We start from the raw sequence: 18,707 nt of genomic DNA on the forward strand, positions 1-18,707 counted from the left end.
ATGATGGCGGAGGGGACCCACGCGTTCCCATCTCGAACACGACCGTTAAGCCCTCCAGCGTCGATGGTACTTGAACCGCAGGGTTCTGGGAGAGTAGAACGTTGCCAAGCACTATAAAGAGTCTTTTTGGAAGAAATTCCAAGAGGACTCTTTTTTTTACATCACTACAAAATAGCGTAAAAAACCATACTAGCCCTATAAGGAGGGATTAGTATGAAAGCATTTTTTGTTAGGAAATGGATAGGTATTTTCTTAATTTGTCTTTTGGTTCTACAAGGTTGCTCGGTGAAGATGGACGCCGTGAAGGAGGAGCTGGAGCCGCTTCAATCCTTGAATCATCTGGCCAGAGTCGAGACAATCCCTGCTCCTAAATTAGAAGCAGATGCGAAGCAAGAAGCTCCTCCGGTAAAGGTAGCATCACAGCGCCAAATGCCCGCGAAGAAGGTTGTCAAAGGTATTTATGTATCAGCCTGGTCAGCGGTAGGCAGCAAACTAGAGCAATTGATTAATTTAGTGGATCAAACTGATTTAAATGCCATGGTGATCGATGTGAAGAACGATTCTGGACAGGTTACATACGCCTCGGCAGTGCCTTTGGTGAATGAGATAGGAGCCAATAGCAGCGTCATCATCCGTGATCTGAAAGGGACACTGAAGAGGTTGAAGGACAAGCATATATATACGATAGCACGTGTTGTCGTTTTTAAAGATCCCTATTTGAGCAAGAAGAAAAGCAATTATGCGATGAAGACTTATCAGGGCAGTGTTTGGCAGGATAATAAAGGCACAGCGTGGGTGGATCCATACAAGGAAGAAGTGTGGGAATATAATCTTCAAATCGCCAAGGAGGCAGCTGGGCTAGGTTTTGACGAAGTTCAATTCGACTATGTGCGATTCCCAGAGAACAGCAAAAGGGTCGATGCTGAGGTCAAATTCGATAATCCAAGCAAGCGGTCAAAAGCACAGGTCATTGAGTCTTTTCTCAGTAGGGCTAAGGAGCGCCTAGGTGATGAGGTTTATTTATCCGCAGACGTATTTGGATTAACGACCTCCTCCGACAATGACATGGGCATAGGGCAAGACTGGTCAATGATAAGCAAGCAGGTTCATTATATCTCGCCAATGCTGTATCCTTCGCATTATTCAAACGGGATGTACGGAATTAAGTATCCTGATTTGCAGCCCTATGCGGTTATTCATAAAGCCATTAGCGATGCGAATGGGAAAAACACGAGGCTCATGCGAGCAAGTGCGCCAACTGCAGAAATTAGGCCTTGGTATCAAGATTTTACGGCTACATGGGTGAAACCTCACAAGAAGTACGGAAATTTAGATGTGAAAGAGCAAATTAAAGCGGCTAAGGAGCAGGGTGTGGAACAATTTTTGTTATGGAATTCGAACAGCACATATTCCTATCGTTAACCGAATGTTCTTATTCGGATGGCTGCTGATCTCTGGAGAAGTCCTTTTCCTTGACACGAAAAATGGGCTTTTGTTAAGATTGCAATCATATACGATGAGCAGGATGCTTATGTCGAGGTTTTTGAATAGAGAGATCTAAGGAGGAATATGTGTTGTGAGGGAAGACAAGTTTGGTAAGGAAGGTTTAACGTTTGATGATGTGCTGTTGGTGCCAAGGAAGTCTGAAGTGTTCGGTAAGGAGATCGACGTTTCAACAGTTCTTGCTCCTCATGTGAAATTGAATATCCCGTTCATCAGCTCCGCGATGGATACTGTTACAGAATCTGCCCTAGCGATTGCAATGGCCAGAGAAGGCGGAATTGGAATTATCCATAAGAATATGCCTATTGAGCTTCAAGCTGAGCATGTAGACCGTGTTAAGCGCTCAGAGAGCGGGGTTATCACAAACCCTTTCTCCTTAACGCCAGAACATCATGTTTATGATGCAGAAGAGCTAATGGCGAAGTATCGGATATCAGGTGTACCCATCGTAGATGAGTCGAACAAGCTTGTTGGGATTTTAACGAATCGCGACTTGCGTTTTGTTCATGACTACTCAATTAAAATTAAAGAAGTAATGACAAAAGAAGACCTTGTTACAGCTCCGGTGGGAACTACGCTTCAGCAAGCGGAAGGCATTCTTCAAAAGCATAAAATTGAGAAGCTTCCATTGGTCGATGATAATTTTGGTCTGAAGGGATTAATCACGATTAAAGATATTGAGAAGGCGATTCAGTTCCCTAACTCCGCGAAGGACGCACAAGGCCGTTTACTTGTAGGGGCAGCTGTTGGCGTTTCTAAGGATGTAATAGAGAGAGCTGCTGCGCTAGTTAAAGCAGGAATTGATGTAATTGTAGTAGACTCTGCACACGGCCATCACATTAACATTGCTGAAACTGTGAAGAAGCTTAGAGCACTATATCCTAATCTGCCTATCATTGCAGGAAATGTAGCTACAGGGGACGGCACACGTGATCTGATCCAAGCGGGAGCATCCATGGTGAAGGTTGGTATTGGGCCAGGATCGATTTGTACAACACGAGTTATTGCAGGAATTGGTGTTCCACAAATTACAGCCATCTATGATTGCGCGCAAGCAGCTGCTGAATTCGGTGTTCCCGTTATCGCCGACGGCGGTATCAAGTATTCCGGTGACGTGGTAAAAGCGATCGCGGCTGGGGCGAGTGCTGTTATGATTGGTAGTCTTTTTGCTGGGACCGATGAAAGCCCAGGAGAATCAGAGATTTTCCAAGGACGTAAATTCAAAGTTTACCGCGGTATGGGTTCTCTAGGCGCCATGAAGGAAGGCAGCAAAGACCGTTACTTCCAAGAGAACGAGAGCAAACTTGTTCCTGAGGGCATTGAGGGGCGCGTGGCGTACAAGGGGCCATTAGCTGACACCGTATATCAACTTGTTGGCGGTCTTCGTTCAGGGATGGGCTATTGCGGTGCACGCAACATTCAAGAATTGATTCACGACACGCAGTTTATCCGGATAACAGGCGCTGGTTTGAAGGAAAGTCACCCGCACGATATTCAAATTACAAAAGAAGCTCCTAACTACTCATTATAATTGTAACAATATGGCTATAATTGGAGGCGCAGGATTTGAACCTGTGTCTTCTTTTTTTTGTCTAATAGGGTGTGTTACAATATAAAATGTTATAAAAATTACTAGGGAGAGTGAAGTTGTGAGATTTTTTAGTTTTACAAGGAAAAAGATTGCTTTGGTGTTAGGTGTTAGTTTAATCGCTCAATCCGTACTTTTACATATACAACCGGCGTTCGCCGCAGATACCAAAACACCAGCCGCAACGACAGCTCCTACTACGACTACAGCCCCTGCGGGGAGCGAGTTGAAGGTCAACGCTAAATCCGCAATTATTATGGAAGCAAGCACAGGCGCAGTTCTCTATGAAATGAATGCAGATGAGGCGCTTCCGCCGGCAAGTATGGCGAAGATGATGACAGAGTACTTAGCGATGGAGAGTATCAAAGAAGGCAAGTTCACCTGGGAATCCCAAGTCACAGCTTCTAAGAATGCTGCTGACGTTATTGGTTCCGGTCAGTTGATCGCAGAGAATGAAACGTTATCTTTTAAAGATATGTTCAGTGCGATGTCCATTTATTCCGCAAATGATGCTTCTGTAGCTTTCGCTGAGCTCCTTGGCGGGGGATCAGAGGAAAATTTCGCGAAAATGATGAATGACAAGGCTAAGCAATTAGGCATGTCCGACAAGGCTAATTTTATTAGCGCTACAGGACTTTCTCGTGCCGATCTGAAGGATCCGCCGCAATCCATTGAGGGCGAAACGAAAATGACAGCGCGAGATGCGGCAATTCTTGCTTACAACATCCTCAAGGACCACAAGGAAATTCTAGATTTCACGAAAATCCCTACGTTAAAGCTTCGACCAACTGACAAAACGCCTATGATCAATTGGAACTGGATGCTGGAAGGCAATTCAACGAATGCTAATTTTAAAAAATATGCTTATCCAGGCCTGGACGGTTTAAAAACAGGTTCTACGGATGACGCTGGCTATTGCTTTACGGGTACTGCAGAGAAAAACGGGATGCGTCTTATCACGGTTGTGATGGGAACGAAGACAGAACCTGAGCGTTTTAACGAAACTAGGAAGCTGTTGGACTATGGTTTTAATAATTTCGAGATTAAACCTTTCCTAAATGCGAAACAAGAAATAGATTCATTGAAAATCGTAAACATTAAGAAAGGCGTGCAAACGCAAGTACCTCTAGTAACAAAAACAGGTCTAACCTTCGTTACGAAAAAAGGCGCGAAAGATACAGATTTTAAAATCACGGCAGAGCCGTTGGAAGAAAGCAAATTGGTAGCTCCAATTGCGAAAGGCGATACACTGGGTAAAGTAAAAGTTACTTACAATGGACAAGAAAAAACAGCAGATCTTATTGCCAATGAGGATGTCGAAAAAGGAAGTTGGATCCGGCTGTTGTTCCGCTCCATCAAAAACTTCTTTAGCGATATGTTTAAAGGGATCAAGGGTGGTTCCTAGACCAGATAATGGGTTGTATAATGCCCCTCCTTCATGTAAAATGTTTGTTTAGAAGTTTACTATCGAATCGTGTAGGAAACTGTATAAAATCGCACTAAGGTATAGGAGGAAATAAAGAATGGAAACAGGAACATCACGCGTTAAAACAGGTATGGCCGAAATGCAAAAAGGCGGCGTAATTATGGACGTTATGAACGCCGAGCAAGCAAAGATCGCAGAAGCAGCTGGTGCCTCCGCTGTTATGGCGCTAGAGCGCGTACCTGCTGACATTCGTGCGGCTGGCGGGGTATCCCGTATGGCTGATCCAACTATCGTTGAAGAAGTTATGAAAGTCGTATCCATTCCGGTTATGGCGAAAGCAAGAATCGGGCACTTTGTAGAAGCAAAAGTCCTGGAGTCTCTGGGCGTTGATTATATCGATGAGAGTGAAGTTTTGACACCTGCGGATGAAGTGTTTCACATCAATAAACGTGATTTCACTGTTCCTTTCGTGTGCGGTTGCCGTGATTTAGGCGAAGCTTTGCGCCGTATTGGAGAAGGAGCATCCATGCTTCGTACCAAAGGTGAGCCAGGAACAGGTAACATCGTTGAAGCTGTCCGTCACATGCGTCAGATTCAAGGTCAAATTCGCAAAGTTCAAGGGATGTCCAAGGATGAGTTGATGTTTGAAGCGAAAACAATTGGAGCTCCTTATGAATTGATGCTGCAAGTTCATGAAACAGGCAAATTGCCAGTTGTTAACTTCGCTGCAGGCGGTGTGGCGACTCCAGCTGATGCGGCACTAATGATGCATTTGGGTTCCGATGGGGTATTCGTAGGCTCCGGTATCTTCAAATCGGATAGCCCTGAGAAGTTCGCGAAAGCGATTGTTCAAGCTGTAACTCACTACACAGACTTTAACTTGATTGCAGAAATTTCGAAAAACCTAGGTAGCCCTATGAAGGGAATCGAAATCTCCAAGCTGCAAGCTTCCGAGCGTATGCAGGAGCGCGGCTGGTAATGACGAAAATAGGGGTTCTCGCGCTTCAGGGCGCGGTAGCAGAGCATATTCGTGGCATCGAGAAGGCAGGAGCCGAGGGCGTTGTAGTCAAGCGTACAGAGCAGCTTGTAGATCTTGATGGCATTATTCTACCAGGCGGAGAAAGTACGACAATTGGTAAGCTTATGCGCACGTTTGGTTTTATCGATGCGCTTAGAGAATTTTCTGCCGCAGGGAAGCCGATCTTCGGTACCTGCGCAGGGTTGATTGTCATCGCGAAAGAGATCACCGGACAGCCAGAAGCTCACCTTGAGCTGATGGATATTACGGTGGCTCGCAACGCGTTTGGGCGTCAACGCGAAAGCTTTGAGACGGATTTGCCGATCAAAGGCATAGACGAGAACGTTCGTGCGGTCTTCATCCGTGCTCCACTGATTGAGAAAGTGGGTCCAGATGTTGAGGTTCTGGCTACGTATAACGGCCAGATCGTCGCAGCGCAGCAAGGACATCTCCTTGCGGCATCGTTCCACCCTGAGCTGACAGACGATTTCCGTTTGCACAGCTATTTCTTAGATATGGTAAAAGAAAGTCAAGCATAATTAATGGTACAAGCACCTTGAAATCACCGGATACTTCGGTAAGGGTGCTTGCTTCCATATACAACCATTTTGCGCTAACGGAGGAATCTCCTTGTTTGATGTAAAGTTACTTCGAAACGATTTGGCAGCCGTGCAAGCAGCCATGCAAAACCGTGGTAAGCAGATTGAAGAGCTGAACGGTTTCACAGCATTAGATTTAAAGCGTAGAGAGCTTCTGCAAGAAACAGAGCAGCTCAAGAATCGCCGCAACACCGTTTCCCAAGAGGTAGCTGGTCGTAAAAGGTCCGGCGAGAACGCCGATGAGCTGATCCAGGAAATGAAAGTTGTCGGAGACCGCATTAAAGAGCTGGATGATGAGATTCGTGTATTGGACGAGTCCTTACAACAAGTGCTCCTCTCCATCCCGAATATGCCTCATCCTAGCGTACCTGTGGGCCGCTCTGAGGAAGAGAATGTGGAGATGCGCCGTGTTGGCGAGATTCCACATTTCGATTTTGAAGTGAAGCCGCACTGGGAAGTAGCGCAAGAGCTGGGCATTCTAGATTTCGAAGCGGCGGCGAAGGTAACCGGCTCGCGTTTCGTCTTCTATAAAGGGCTTGGCGCAAGATTAGAGCGAGCATTGATCAACTTCATGATGGACCTCCACAGCGATGAGCATGGCTATGAAGAAATGCTGCCGCCTTATATCGTTAATCGCGATAGCTTAACAGGTACAGGTCAACTTCCAAAGTTTGAGGAAGATGTCTTTAAAGTAGAGAATTCTGAGTATTTCCTAATTCCTACGGCAGAGGTACCGGTTACGAACTATCACCGAGATGATATTTTGACAACAGAGCAGCTGCCTGTTAACTTCGTGGCGTTCAGCGCCTGCTTCCGCTCCGAAGCAGGTTCAGCTGGAAGAGACACACGAGGCTTGATCAGACAGCACCAATTCAACAAAATTGAGCTCGTTAAGCTTGTTAAGCCCGAGGACTCCTATGATGAGCTAGAGAAGCTCACAGGGCACGCTGAGCGCGTTCTACAGCTGTTGAAGCTGCCATACCGTGTGCTATCCCTATGTACAGGTGATATCGGCTTCACATCAGCGAAGACGTATGACTTGGAAGTATGGCTTCCAAATAGCGGCGCGTACCGCGAGATCTCTTCTTGCAGTAACTTCGAAGACTTCCAAGCGCGCAGAGCGAATATTCGCTTCCGTAGAGACGCTAAGGCGAAACCCGAGTTCGTACATACATTGAACGGTTCAGGATTAGCTCTTGGACGTACAGTTGCGGCGATCCTCGAAAATTACCAGCAGGCAGACGGTTCGATTGTTGTGCCAGAGGTTCTTTTTCCGTACATGAACAACGTAAAAGTAATCACGAAAAAATAGCACTTGCTTCTTAGCTGGAGTATGTGATACAATGGTTTTTGTCACTGCACAAGGTTGTCTCCTCTAGAGGGGACAGCTATCGTGGAGAGGTGGTCGAGTGGTTTAAGGCAGCGGTCTTGAAAACCGCCGAGGTGCAAGCCTCCGTGGGTTCGAATCCCACCCTCTCCGTAACCATGGTAATACCCCAACCAAAAAGTCATGCGATTCCATTGAATCGTGTGGCTTTTTTTGTTGTTTCTTTTAATGACACTCATTTACAAATAATTAAAAATAAATTGACACAAAGTGTGTATTTAGCGGTTTTCATTTTTTTTATAATGGACAAGATATTCCATGCTAAGGAGAGTGAGCAACAGTTGAATACGGTTAGGAAGAGATTAATGTCCGTTATGTTATCAGCGGCAGTAAGCGTATCTTCGTTTGGCTCCATCGTTTCAAACGCAGCTGCAGAAGTTATCGTTGTACCAGGGACTCCGTATCAAGCGAACGGCACTTATGATGTAAATGTGCCGCACGTGTTTATTAACCAAGTTTACGGCGGGGGTTTAGTTCTAGATTCAAGTAATACGGCCTCATCCAATGGTTTTATTGAGCTATACAATCCTACAAATCAAGATGTCGTTCTCAATGGATGGTCCTTGCAATACGCGGATCGCGGAACGTCGGCAAAGACAGGCCCAACGGGTGATTGGGAGAAGTTAGACCTAGTAGGTACGATTAAAGCCAAATCTTCCTTCCTTGTTCTTGGACAAGCGACAGGAGCAAGTTCTCCTAAATTTAGTTTGTCGACTACATATGACCAATTATGGACGGGACGTTGGATTAATAATAAAGGTTTGAAGGTTGCACTTTTGAGCAATCAGACGAAATTAGAAAGTACGAACAAGAATCCTTTTAGCAATAATCCCAAGCCTGCTGGGTATGTGGATATGGTCGGTACCGGAAGCAATGACGGCGATAATAAGGATGTTCAAACAGACATAGACGGTTACGAGTTTGACTATCCGAAGGGATCCACGGAAGGAACATCGAAGCAGAAGTCTATTCGTCGGAAAGCGTTAGTGGATACGGATAATAATAAAGTCGACTTCGGACAGTTCGATATCACTGGTGCGGCAACAACCGACCAAGATAGAGCCATAAAAGGTCCGAAATACGGGGCTTATGGGCAATGGTTTTCCCTGTTAGGCTATACGAACGGAAGTTTGCCTGATGCGTATGAACAAATGGCATACTCCGTAATGATGAACGTATATGGTGGTAAACCACCGTACACTTTCTCAGCCACGGGTCTTCCAAATGGCTTATCGATCAATTCAATCACGGGGGAAGTGTATGGCTCGCCTGCACAAGGAACGTCTGTCACAACTAGTGTTTACGTGAAGGTAACAGACAGTTTGCTTGCACAGTACGGTCAGAATCTGTCTTTAACGGTTCTGGCTCCACCTGTAGCTAATGATGCTTTGAGCATATCCAAAATTGGGCAATTTGCCGTAGGCGTTACAAATAAAGACGGCGGAGTAGCTGAAATTGTTAAGTACAACAAGGATAATAATAAGTTTTATTTAGTAAATGGTTCAGGAGATCCACCTAGTTTGGAAATTGTTCGTTTAGACCTTGTGCAAGGCTTAGTCAAGGAAAAAACAATCACGATGAAAAATCTGGTTGAAAAGGAAGGGTTCTTATATGGAGACCTGACAAGCGTGGATGTCAATACAATGACGAAACGCATTTCCTTGTCTGTCCAGGAGCTGGACTCCAAGAAGCCAGGGAGAATCCTTGTTATGGATTATGATGGCAACGTTCTGAAATCTTACGTAGCAGGCGTACAGCCGGATATGATTAAAACTACAACGGATGGTCGATATATTTTGACTGCCAATGAAGGTGAGCCGCGCACAAGCGGAGCTGATCCTGAAGGAAGCATCACGATTATTGATACAACCAATGATACAGTTTCCAATGTTAGATTCAACAACGTCTCCGTTATTGATGATAAGGTACATATTCGCGGTGCATCTGATGGAGCGACTGGCGCTGTTACTGGCGAAGGACAGAAAGCGGATGCCGTGTTTGATTTGGAGCCGGAATATATCGCAATCTCTGAGGATAATACCAAAGCTTATGTGTCGTTCCAAGAAAACAATGCAATCGGAACTGTGGACATTGCTTCAAAAACCCTTTTGTCCGTAAAAGGATTGGGTTTCAAGGATTTGAATCTTCCAGGCAATTCACTGGATCTCGTCAAAGATAATGCGATTAAGTTTGAGAATGTGCCTTTTTACGGCATGTATATGCCAGATGGTATTTCAACGCAAACGATTAACGGAGTTCCGTATCTCTTCACAGCCAACGAGGGAGATGTTACAGAATGGCCAGGCGTCAGAACGAATGGAAACACTATTGGCGCTATGAAGGGCAGTTTGGTACCAGGTTCAGCGGCAGCAATGTTCCTAGCAGGAAAAACCGCCTATGACGGTGTCGAGGTTGCTGGTGATATGGGCCATGACAGCATTTATCTCTATGGTGGACGCTCCTTCTCGATCTGGCAAGCTAATACCATGGATAAAGTTTATGATAGCGGCAATGAATTTGAGAAAGTGACGGCACAGCGTTTGCCTAGCAATTTCAATGCAAGCAATAGTAAAACAGCAATGGATGACCGCAGCACGAAAAAAGGTCCTGAACCTGAAGATATTAAAGTTAGCAAAGTCGGTAGTAAGGTTCTAGCTTTTGTAGGATTAGAGCGCGTTGGTGGAATTATGACTTACGATGTTACGGATCCATCTCAAGCGAAGTTTATTAATTACACGAACTCGCGTGTATTTACTCCTAAAGATAACTTGAACACGGATACGGGTCCTGAAGGCATAGAATTTATCCCTGCATCCATTAGCCCGAATGGCAACCCGCTCCTGCTAGTTGCTAATGAGGTTGGCGGAACAGTAGCGGTATATCAGCTGAACGTTCAAAAAGTTGCTTTGGATAAGACCATTTTATCCGTATCGGAAGGTACGGCATCAACAAAACTGACAGCGACGGTAAAGGACTCACAAGGAAATATCGTTACATCAGGTACGGTGCAATGGAAGTCGTCTAACCCGTCTATTGCAACTGTTAGTGCGGAAGGGATTGTATCTTTCGTAGCATATGGCAGTGCAGTGATTACCGCTATTAGCCCGGATGGGTACGGGGCTGCGGAAGCCAATGTAAACGTATATTCGACTAGTTCCGATGATAAAGGAAATGGAGGTACGCCAGCGCAATCTGGGCCAACAACTCCATCCACAGAACCAACAACGCCTAGCACTAACGGCGATAAAGCAACGATTACTCCTTCTGTGGAAAAAGACAGCAAAGGAGCTTCTATTGCTAATGTTTCTGTCGCTCAAGTAACGAAAGCTTTAAAAGATATGACAGAATCGACAAGCAAATCGACCGTTCTTGAGATTAAAGCAGCGGCAGATGCAACTTCGAATCAAGTGGAAGTCAAGCTGCCTGCAGAAGCAATGAGTAAGATTGCAAGCAGTTCAACAACGGAAATTAAGATTGCAGCAGGCATCGGGCAAGTTTCTTTTGACAAGCAGGCCGTATCTACTATCTCTTCGGCCGCGTCAACGGGCGATGTTTCGTTCTCCATACGCAAAGCAGATGTGAATGACATTACGCAGAATATGGATGCCGCGGCAAGTGAAGCAATCAAAGAGGCTGTGAAAGATCGTCCGATCTTTGACTTTACGGTAACAGCCGGCGGTAAAACAGTTTCGAGCTTCAATGGGGGATCGGCTCAGGTCGAGATTCCGTACCAACCAGCCGCTAATGAGGATGTTAACGCTATTGTGGCTTACTACATCGCAGATAACGGTGAGATTACCAAGGTAACGAATAGCCACTTTGATCCTGTTACAGGAACACTAAGCTTCAATGTGAAGCATTTCTCCAAGTATGCTGTTGGATATCAGAAAGCAATTTACAAGGATACAGCTTCGAGCTTCGCAAAAGATTACATTACTTATCTGTCAGCTAGAGACATTCTCAATGGTGTCAGTGAGGAAGCGTTCGCCCCGGAAGCGGATATAACCAGAGCCGATTTCACTCTGATCCTCGCTCGTATGGCTAATGCTGATGTAAGCTCTTATACAGGCACAGGCTTTACGGATGTCAAAGCGGATAGCTACTATGCCAAAGCTGTACAATGGGCGGCTGAGAAAGGGATTACGAGCGGGGTACGCGCAGGCGAATTCGATCCTCAGGCGAACATTACTCGTGGCCAGATGGCAGCTATGATTACCCGCTTCGCTTCTACCATGAGTTATACATTACCTAAGGCGATGCAGGCGACAGATTTTGCAGATCAATCAGTGATTCCTGCTTATGCCGCAGACGCAGCGAAATCTCTGCAACAAGCCGGAATCATTTCCGGAAAGTCCGGCAATGTCTTCGCGCCGCAAGACACAGCAACACGTCAAGAAGCAGCTAAGATGCTGGCGATTCTTCTACAATTGATGGTGAAATAAACAACAATTTCAAACAACTCCCCTTTGGCAAGACCTTAGGGGAGTTGTTGTTTTTTTACATGGATAAAAGCCGGGCGCCTTCCGCATTTTAAACATGTGGAGGTGTTACCTATGAGCTATGATAAGCTGACAATTGATCAAATGGAATTGGTACAAGAGTGGAGTAATGTTCTACCTACTACCCTGCAGCCAACAGATCAGGCGCGTGTATGGGCCGATGAGGCCGATCCTCAGACCGTTAGGGTTCATATTGAGGCGGGTGGACATACAGGCTACAATTTCGATTTTAAAGTCAACTACGTGGATGCTAGAGAGGTTAAAGTGGAATTGATGGATGTTCAGCAGGGGACCATGCACATCGATGAAACAGGCGATGTTGTGCAAAATCTTGTGGATGACTATGTTCGCCACATTCATGAATGCGCGCAAACGCTCCACAGAGTCACAAACGTTTAAAATGCGGAGGGGAGTTCACTCACATGACGAAGCAAAAAGCACCAGATAAAAACTTGCAAAATGTAGATAAAGACTTCCGAACGAAGGCTGTAAACAGCCACAATAGACAGCAACAGCAGCAGCAAGTGAATGATCGCAGACATCAAGATGCTCTTAATCATGAAGAATAACTAGGAGGGAATGATCTCAATGAAATCAGATGCCTATGGAGTAACGGATACATCTCAGAATCAGTCTAGCGGTAATAGCCAGCGACAAAAGCAACAAGAACCCCTCTCAGGATCGAAAAAAGTAAAAAATCGCAACCATTCTAGAAATAATGGTCACGGTGAAGGCGCCGGTCACGGTCATTAATAAATTACCCTAAGGATGTTTAAAGTTCGATCAACCGGACATACTATATTTGTCGGTGAGCAGAGAGGTGTGGTTCCGTTGGAGCATTCCGCGAAACAAAAACCGTTGCATAGAGGACTTTCATACCTGTTATAATCAGGCTGGAGGGGATGTGCCAAAGACACTTACCGTGTTTTATAAGCAGATTTACCTAAAGGTTTACGTGTAACATGTTTAAAAGAAATCAAAAAAACACCGACAAAAAAAAGAACCCCCTTAAAAAGGGTTCTTTTTTTCGTTTATTTCTAGATAAATCTGAGATAAATCGGAATCTGATTCTTTATTATCTCTCTTTTTGTCTTCTGGATAATAAGCAGATGAAAAAGGAGTTGCAGACGGATCAGCATGAACAGGCCGCGTTTTACGATAAAGCAATAATTTAATGCCGCCGCCGATAAGAATCACAGCTACAATCAACGTTTGACCGAAGTTGTTCAGCCAATACATGTAATTCATATTCGGGAACAGCTGGTACAGGAACTGGACAATGACCTCTTTGAATATATAGTAGCCCCCGAGGAGGATGAGAACGAACCCGATGGAGCGATGATACGCTGACCAGTTTTCGACGATAGGTTTATCTACCAATGTGCCATTTTCGTACTTTGAGATACTCTGTAAGCCATCAAAGAAGCTGAAGAACCACAGAATCGGAATCAAGAAGAAGAAAAAAGACAACCGCAGCACATCCAGCACATAAATGGAGAACAAGAAAATCGCCATCAATTGAATGCCCCGTTTATTCATGGACAGATACAAGTGAGCTGCACCTGGGAAAATGGCGATTATCGTTGCCAATGTTCGGTTCTTACGGCCAGCATCTTCGCCTAAATGAAAATCATCGAACAGGCTGCGATCCACGAGAACTAGCCCCGCTTGCTTACGCTCTTGCTGCTTAAGTGCATCAAACATCGTGTAAAACCACAAGACGGGCATAGCCAGGAGAAAAGCTACGAAACTTTCGTTATGGGTCATCATGGTGATGAAAAAGACGAGAACAGCAACCCCGAAGAACGAAACCATAGCGGTTAATCCACGCTGCATAAGACCCAGCTGGAAATGACCTAGGCCGGGGATGAAGGAAAGCAGCATAACTCTCGTTCTTTCTTGCTGCGCGGCAGCATGAACGGCATAAGGATTAGGTTCCCATGCGGGCGTATGGTGGTCGTACGGCGGTTCAGCACCGTATGGCGCCCCTTGCGGTCTGTAATAGGGTCGGGAGCGCAGCAAGTAGACGATCATATCGACCATATTTACTACAGCAACAAAAACTGCAAATAGGAAAAGCGGAATTAGTATATCATCATCTGTGTGACTGGCAGCTACACTGACGAAGATAAGGAATAAAGGACCAAAGAATCCTACACTGTATAAAATGGCACGTAAGGGCCGATTCATATAGAGATGACCCGCTCCGGGGATGAAAGACAACAGGAATGCGGTGATAGTGCTTTTATTAGGCATTAAGTGTGTAAACCTCCTCGTGGCTTATTTATTTTGCAAGGTGTCCAGCCAGGTTAACGTTTTATTTAACAATTGGTCCGATATCGGTTGATCGATTTTCATTTCCGAAGGAGGAGCGGGCTGTAAGGCGCCTTGAGGTCCCAACTCCTGTGATAATCCGTGGAAAAAGCCAGTAGCCACTAATATCAGTGTAGCAGCCGCGGCAATCCCATAATGAAGGATCGTGGAGTGGTACCAAGAGCGCTTGGTTCCCAACGTTCGTGTGAGTACGGCGTCTACAAACGTTCGTTCGTCTGTTTCCAATGTGGGCAGGGTCAGTGTCATTTGCTCCATACAAATCATATATCGAGTCAAACAATCATTGCATCGGTATAAATGAAGCTCCATCTCACTGATTTCATTTGGCAGCAGCCGTTCATTGATATAAAGACTCCAGGCTTGTTCATCGTAGTGTTTCACATGAAATCCTCCTCCTTCCAGTTGTTGCGGAGCCACTGCTTGGCCCTATACAGTTTCGATTCGATCGTTTTTACCGTTACCCCGTGGGCACTTGCTATATCTTGATAAGACTGATGTTGAATATAATAGGCCGTTAAGACTTCATGGTAATTAGCTGGAATTTCGTGCAGCTTCTTGCGGACGAGCTCTGTGGTTTCCTTCATCAACACTTCTTGCTCCACACCAGTAGAGGAAAAAGCTGAGGTCCCTGCGGGCTCAGCGGCTTGCATCGGAACTTCCATCTCTGCCGTCACTTCTTCCCTTCGCCTGCTGGCCGAGCGTTTAAAATCAATCGCCCGATTCACCGCAATGCGAGTCATCCAGGTCTTGAGTCCTTTCATCTGGTACTGAGGGAGGGAGAAATAAATTCGGGACCAGACGTCCTGCGATAAATCCTCGGCATCTTTGGTATGGCGTACAATAGCGTAGATCGTCTGGAACAAGTATTGACGATAAGTCGCAACGAGTTCTCGGAACGCCGCCTCATCACCATTCAATATGCGTGTTACAAGCTCTTGTTCCTGAATGTGCTTCTCCTCCTCTCCGCATGAATAGACGAAGGTAACCTTGATTACCCCTGCACTTTACACAAAAAAAAGAGCGAATCGCTTAGATTCGCTTATTATCTGTTAAAGCGCAGCGGTAGATCCACTGGACGGGACTGCGGGAATCTTAGGCGTGCTTCTTACGAACCACTGAGATAGAAGGGCACTGAATACGCCAAGAATACCAAGCACGATAAAGCCCTGATTCAATGAGAACCAATCCCCGATCACGCCCATGAGCACTGGGCCGACGAACATCCCTAGTCCATAAATGGCTTGGAAAAATCCCATTGCTGTTGCCCGCTTTTCCGCTGGCATATGTTTAATGCTCATTCCCATCAGAAGTGTAAACGAAAGTCCGCGGCCAAAGCCGGCCAAAGCCTGGGTAATCATAAGCACCCATAAATGATGCGTAAAAGGTATTGTGAATGTAAAAATCCCCATGAGGATAAAGCCCCATACAACCATTCGCTTCTCGCCGTATTTGGCTGCCCATTTCCGCCCACCGAATAAGGAAGCTAGCGCAACAGGTACATTGGCGAATAAAGAGAGCATGGATAGGGAGAATTTATCTGCGCCGAGAGCTGTGGCATAAACGGGTGTAAACCCGAAGACCGTGGCGAAGATGAGCACCTGCGACAAAATAGCCAGTAAGGACACGAATAGCAGCGTCCGGTCCGCAGCCACGTCCCCGATGGCACGCATCGTGATTTTGGGCGCATCAGGCTCTATTTTTTCGATCAAAAAGAAAGAACCGACGAACCCAAGCACCCCTAGCAGCGCTCCCAGAATAAAGGCAGCCTCCCAGCCGAGTGAATCTGCTGCCCATCCCGCGGAGAGAATGCCGAGCACTTGCCCTAAGGAGTTGAAAAAAGAGATCGTTCCGATCGCTTTCGTTGACTCTTCGTGCTTATAGTAGCTCGTAAATAGAACGGTGAAGTCAACCCACGTTGCTGCGGCTGCACCCGCTAGTGCCCGTAGAATTAGAATCCACGTGAAATCATGGGTGAACCAAAGACCTAGCCCGCCGATGGCTGTAAAAAACAGGCCAAACGTAATAAAAAGTTTTCGTTTATGAAAGCGATCCGACATGATGCCTACAGGTATGCGCAGCAGCATTTGGGAAATCCCATACATGCCAACGATCCATCCCGCCAGTTGGTGATTCCCGCCAAGGAATTCCACATAAGGGGCCATGATGGGAACGCTCGTATACATGGACATCCAGAACAACAAGGTGACTGCGCAAAACAAAGGAATGCGATAAGAGCTTGGGATTTTGTTAATTGTCACGGAGAGCTCCTTTCAGACCTAATCTACTACCGCTTTATTATAGAACATCGACTATGGCAAGGCTATGATTGGTTGTTTGCAAAATAAGACAACGGGTGGAAATTGCCTAGAAAACCCTTGATTTCCCGCTATATCTAGGTCACAAAAATGGATGATTGTAGGAAACAGGTGCACCATGTAAATTGAATCTTGTCGCCAGGCAAGTACCTGCCAGCTGACATCATTACAACGAGAATGGAGGAATACAAGTGGGCGCGAGTCGATTGAAACAAGTCTGGTCAGGCATCACTCGGGACAAATTTTTATATGTGTTAGCGCTTCCGGGGCTGCTCTACTTCCTTATTTTCAAATATGTGCCTATGTGGGGGATCGTCATAGCCTTTCAAAACTATTCACCCTATCAAGGCATGTCGGGGAGCCCGTGGGTGGGGCTGGAGCACTTTCAGCGGTTCTTCTCCAATCCGGATTTCTTCACACTCTTTCGAAATACGCTAGCAATTAACGTCTTATCCTTATCGCTCTTCTTTCCGCTGCCGATTCTTCTATCCTTAATGCTGAATGAAGTGCGCCATATGGTTTATAAGAAAATCATCCAATCGATTGTATATTTACCTCACTTTCTATCGTGGGTCATTATCGTAGGGATCACCTTCCTGCTGTTTTCAACAGGAGACGGGGCTATCAACCAAATGCTAGTCGCCATGGGCTTCGATAAAGTCGATTTCTTAACAAATAAGAACTATTTCTGGGGCATGCTGACGGCTCAATCCATTTGGAAAGATGCCGGCTGGGGTACGATTATCTTCCTTGCGTCGATGGCGAGCATTGATCCTCAATTATATGAAGCAGCGAAAATGGACGGCGCCGGCCGGTTCCGTCAAATGTGGCACATAACTCTGCCAGGTATTCGCTCAGTCATTATCATTCTTCTCATTCTACGGATCGGTCATATCATGGATGTCGGCTTCGAGCAGGTCTTCTTGATGATGAACGGGGCTGTGTCCGAGGTAGCGGACGTGTTCGATACTTATGTGTACAGGCTTGGTGTGAAACAAGGTCAGTTTAGTTACAGTACGGCAGTCGGGTTGTTCAAATCAGTTGTCGGCTTGCTGCTAGTTATTGGGGCGAATAAGCTGGCCAAAAAATTTGGCGAAGACGGCGTTTACTAGAAAGGAAAGGAGGAATCCTAGATGTCATCTGAACATGTATCTACAAATATCGCTTCCAAAGGCGATCGCGTATTTAACGCGGTGAACGCCATCCTGCTAGGAATAATGGGAATTATTACATTCTTTCCGCTCTACTATGTGTTTGTCGTTTCGTTCAGTGATCCGTCCAGCTACATTTCCAGTGAATTCAAATTGCTTCCTGCCAAATGGAGCTTAGCATCCTACAAATATCTGATGTCTACCGATGCTTTCCTGCATGCTATTGGAAACAGCGTATTCTTAGCTGTAGTTGGGACAGTGCTTAGCTTGCTGGTAACATCCTGTCTTGCTTATGCGATTTCTCGTAAAAGACTTCAGGGCCGTAAGTTCATCATGCTGCTCATCCTGTTAACGACCCTGTTCAATCCGGGGATCATTCCCCCCTATTTGTTGGTGCGAGACTTGCACTTGATTAACAGCACGTGGTCGCTCATCCTGCCCGTTCTAACGAGCGGCTGGTATGTGCTGCTGATGAAAGGTTTCTTCGACAGCATTCCGGCGAGCCTGGAGGAATCGGCGCGTATCGATGGCTGTAATGATATCAGCGTCTGGTATCGCATTATTTTGCCGCTGTCGCTGCCATCGCTTGCTGCTTTCGGACTATTTTATGCGGTAGCATACTGGAACACCTTCTTCACAGCTCTTCTCTATATCAACGATTTCACGAAGCAGCCGCTTCAAGTGTTGCTGCAAAATATGTTGATCGACGCTTCAACGGCTGCAGGCGGCGGTGCCGCGGCTGAAATGATGTCTGAACAGCGGATTCCTCCGGAAACGCTTAAGATGGCGGCAGTTGTTATTGCGACCATCCCAATTTTGTTGGTGTACCCGTTCCTGCAAAAACACTTTGCCAAAGGTGCAATGGTAGGTTCGGTTAAAGAATAGGT

At 45.9% G+C, this 18,707-nt stretch carries 16 protein-coding genes, 1 tRNA gene and 1 rRNA gene; 14 read left to right on the forward strand and 4 right to left on the reverse strand.

The annotated features are described in order from the left end of the window. The 12 genes from rrf to AC58VC_RS31365 form a co-directional block, all read left to right on the forward strand. Positions 1-110, forward strand: a 5S ribosomal RNA gene (rrf, locus tag AC58VC_RS31310); the annotation flags it as partial. A 103-nt stretch (positions 111-213) separates the two neighbouring features. Continuing rightward, positions 214-1,422, forward strand: a complete 1,209-nt coding sequence (locus AC58VC_RS31315) for a putative glycoside hydrolase (RefSeq protein ID WP_497374740.1) — start codon at positions 214-216, stop codon at positions 1,420-1,422. A gap of 154 nt (positions 1,423-1,576) precedes the next feature. Then, complete coding sequence (gene guaB, locus AC58VC_RS31320; protein WP_497374742.1) at positions 1,577-3,034, forward strand: IMP dehydrogenase; 1,458 nt, start codon at positions 1,577-1,579, stop codon at positions 3,032-3,034. A gap of 118 nt (positions 3,035-3,152) precedes the next feature. Continuing rightward, positions 3,153-4,496 carry a D-alanyl-D-alanine carboxypeptidase family protein gene (locus tag AC58VC_RS31325; protein WP_497374744.1) on the forward strand — a complete coding sequence of 448 codons (1,344 nt, stop codon included), beginning with the start codon at positions 3,153-3,155 and terminating at the stop codon, positions 4,494-4,496. 118 nt (positions 4,497-4,614) lie between these two features. Then, positions 4,615-5,496, forward strand: coding sequence for a pyridoxal 5'-phosphate synthase lyase subunit PdxS (gene pdxS / locus AC58VC_RS31330; protein ID WP_497374746.1), 882 nt, complete (start codon positions 4,615-4,617; stop codon positions 5,494-5,496). Continuing rightward, entirely contained in the window at positions 5,496-6,074 is a 579-nt protein-coding gene (pdxT, locus tag AC58VC_RS31335; protein ID WP_497374748.1) for a pyridoxal 5'-phosphate synthase glutaminase subunit PdxT, read from the forward strand. Before pdxS ends, pdxT begins: the two co-directional genes overlap by 1 nt. Positions 6,075-6,165: 91 nt before the next feature. Beyond that, positions 6,166-7,446 (forward strand): serine--tRNA ligase, encoded by a 1,281-nt coding sequence (serS, locus tag AC58VC_RS31340; RefSeq protein ID WP_497374750.1) that lies wholly within the window; start codon positions 6,166-6,168, stop codon positions 7,444-7,446. Positions 7,447-7,529: 83 nt separating this feature from the next. Then, a tRNA-Ser gene (locus AC58VC_RS31345) sits at positions 7,530-7,614 on the forward strand. Between the two features lie 212 nt (positions 7,615-7,826). After that, on the forward strand, positions 7,827-11,963 hold the full coding sequence (locus AC58VC_RS31350) for a choice-of-anchor I family protein (RefSeq protein WP_497374752.1): 4,137 nt from the start codon (positions 7,827-7,829) through the stop codon (positions 11,961-11,963). Between the two features lie 111 nt (positions 11,964-12,074). After that, positions 12,075-12,419: a hypothetical protein gene (locus AC58VC_RS31355; RefSeq protein WP_497374754.1), complete on the forward strand. Its 345-nt coding sequence runs from the start codon at positions 12,075-12,077 to the stop codon at positions 12,417-12,419. Between the two features lie 23 nt (positions 12,420-12,442). After that, positions 12,443-12,589: a hypothetical protein gene (locus tag AC58VC_RS31360; RefSeq protein ID WP_202556207.1), complete on the forward strand. Its 147-nt coding sequence runs from the start codon at positions 12,443-12,445 to the stop codon at positions 12,587-12,589. Positions 12,590-12,608: 19 nt separating this feature from the next. Further along, complete coding sequence (locus tag AC58VC_RS31365; protein WP_379174283.1) at positions 12,609-12,773, forward strand: small acid-soluble spore protein P; 165 nt, start codon at positions 12,609-12,611, stop codon at positions 12,771-12,773. Positions 12,774-13,028: 255 nt separating this feature from the next. Here the strand turns inward: AC58VC_RS31365 and AC58VC_RS31370 are convergent, their stop codons facing one another. From AC58VC_RS31370 to AC58VC_RS31385, 4 genes are all read right to left on the reverse strand, one after another. Further along, positions 13,029-14,276, reverse strand: coding sequence for a hypothetical protein (locus AC58VC_RS31370; RefSeq protein ID WP_497374757.1), 1,248 nt, complete (start codon positions 14,274-14,276; stop codon positions 13,029-13,031). A gap of 24 nt (positions 14,277-14,300) precedes the next feature. Continuing rightward, positions 14,301-14,735 (reverse strand): hypothetical protein, encoded by a 435-nt coding sequence (locus tag AC58VC_RS31375; protein WP_497374759.1) that lies wholly within the window; start codon positions 14,733-14,735, stop codon positions 14,301-14,303. After that, positions 14,732-15,271, reverse strand: coding sequence for a sigma-70 family RNA polymerase sigma factor (locus AC58VC_RS31380; protein ID WP_497374761.1), 540 nt, complete (start codon positions 15,269-15,271; stop codon positions 14,732-14,734). The genes AC58VC_RS31375 and AC58VC_RS31380 overlap by 4 nt, the downstream gene beginning before the upstream one ends. Positions 15,272-15,403: 132 nt before the next feature. Beyond that, entirely contained in the window at positions 15,404-16,612 is a 1,209-nt protein-coding gene (locus tag AC58VC_RS31385) for an MFS transporter (RefSeq protein WP_497374763.1), read from the reverse strand. A 248-nt stretch (positions 16,613-16,860) separates the two neighbouring features. Between AC58VC_RS31385 and AC58VC_RS31390 the strand changes: the two genes are divergently transcribed. After that, entirely contained in the window at positions 16,861-17,781 is a 921-nt protein-coding gene (locus AC58VC_RS31390; RefSeq protein ID WP_497374765.1) for an ABC transporter permease, read from the forward strand. A gap of 21 nt (positions 17,782-17,802) precedes the next feature. Beyond that, complete coding sequence (locus AC58VC_RS31395; protein ID WP_477497979.1) at positions 17,803-18,705, forward strand: carbohydrate ABC transporter permease; 903 nt, start codon at positions 17,803-17,805, stop codon at positions 18,703-18,705. Positions 18,706-18,707: the final 2 nt, after the last annotated feature.

The organism is Paenibacillus sp. J22R67, assembly GCF_059692175.1.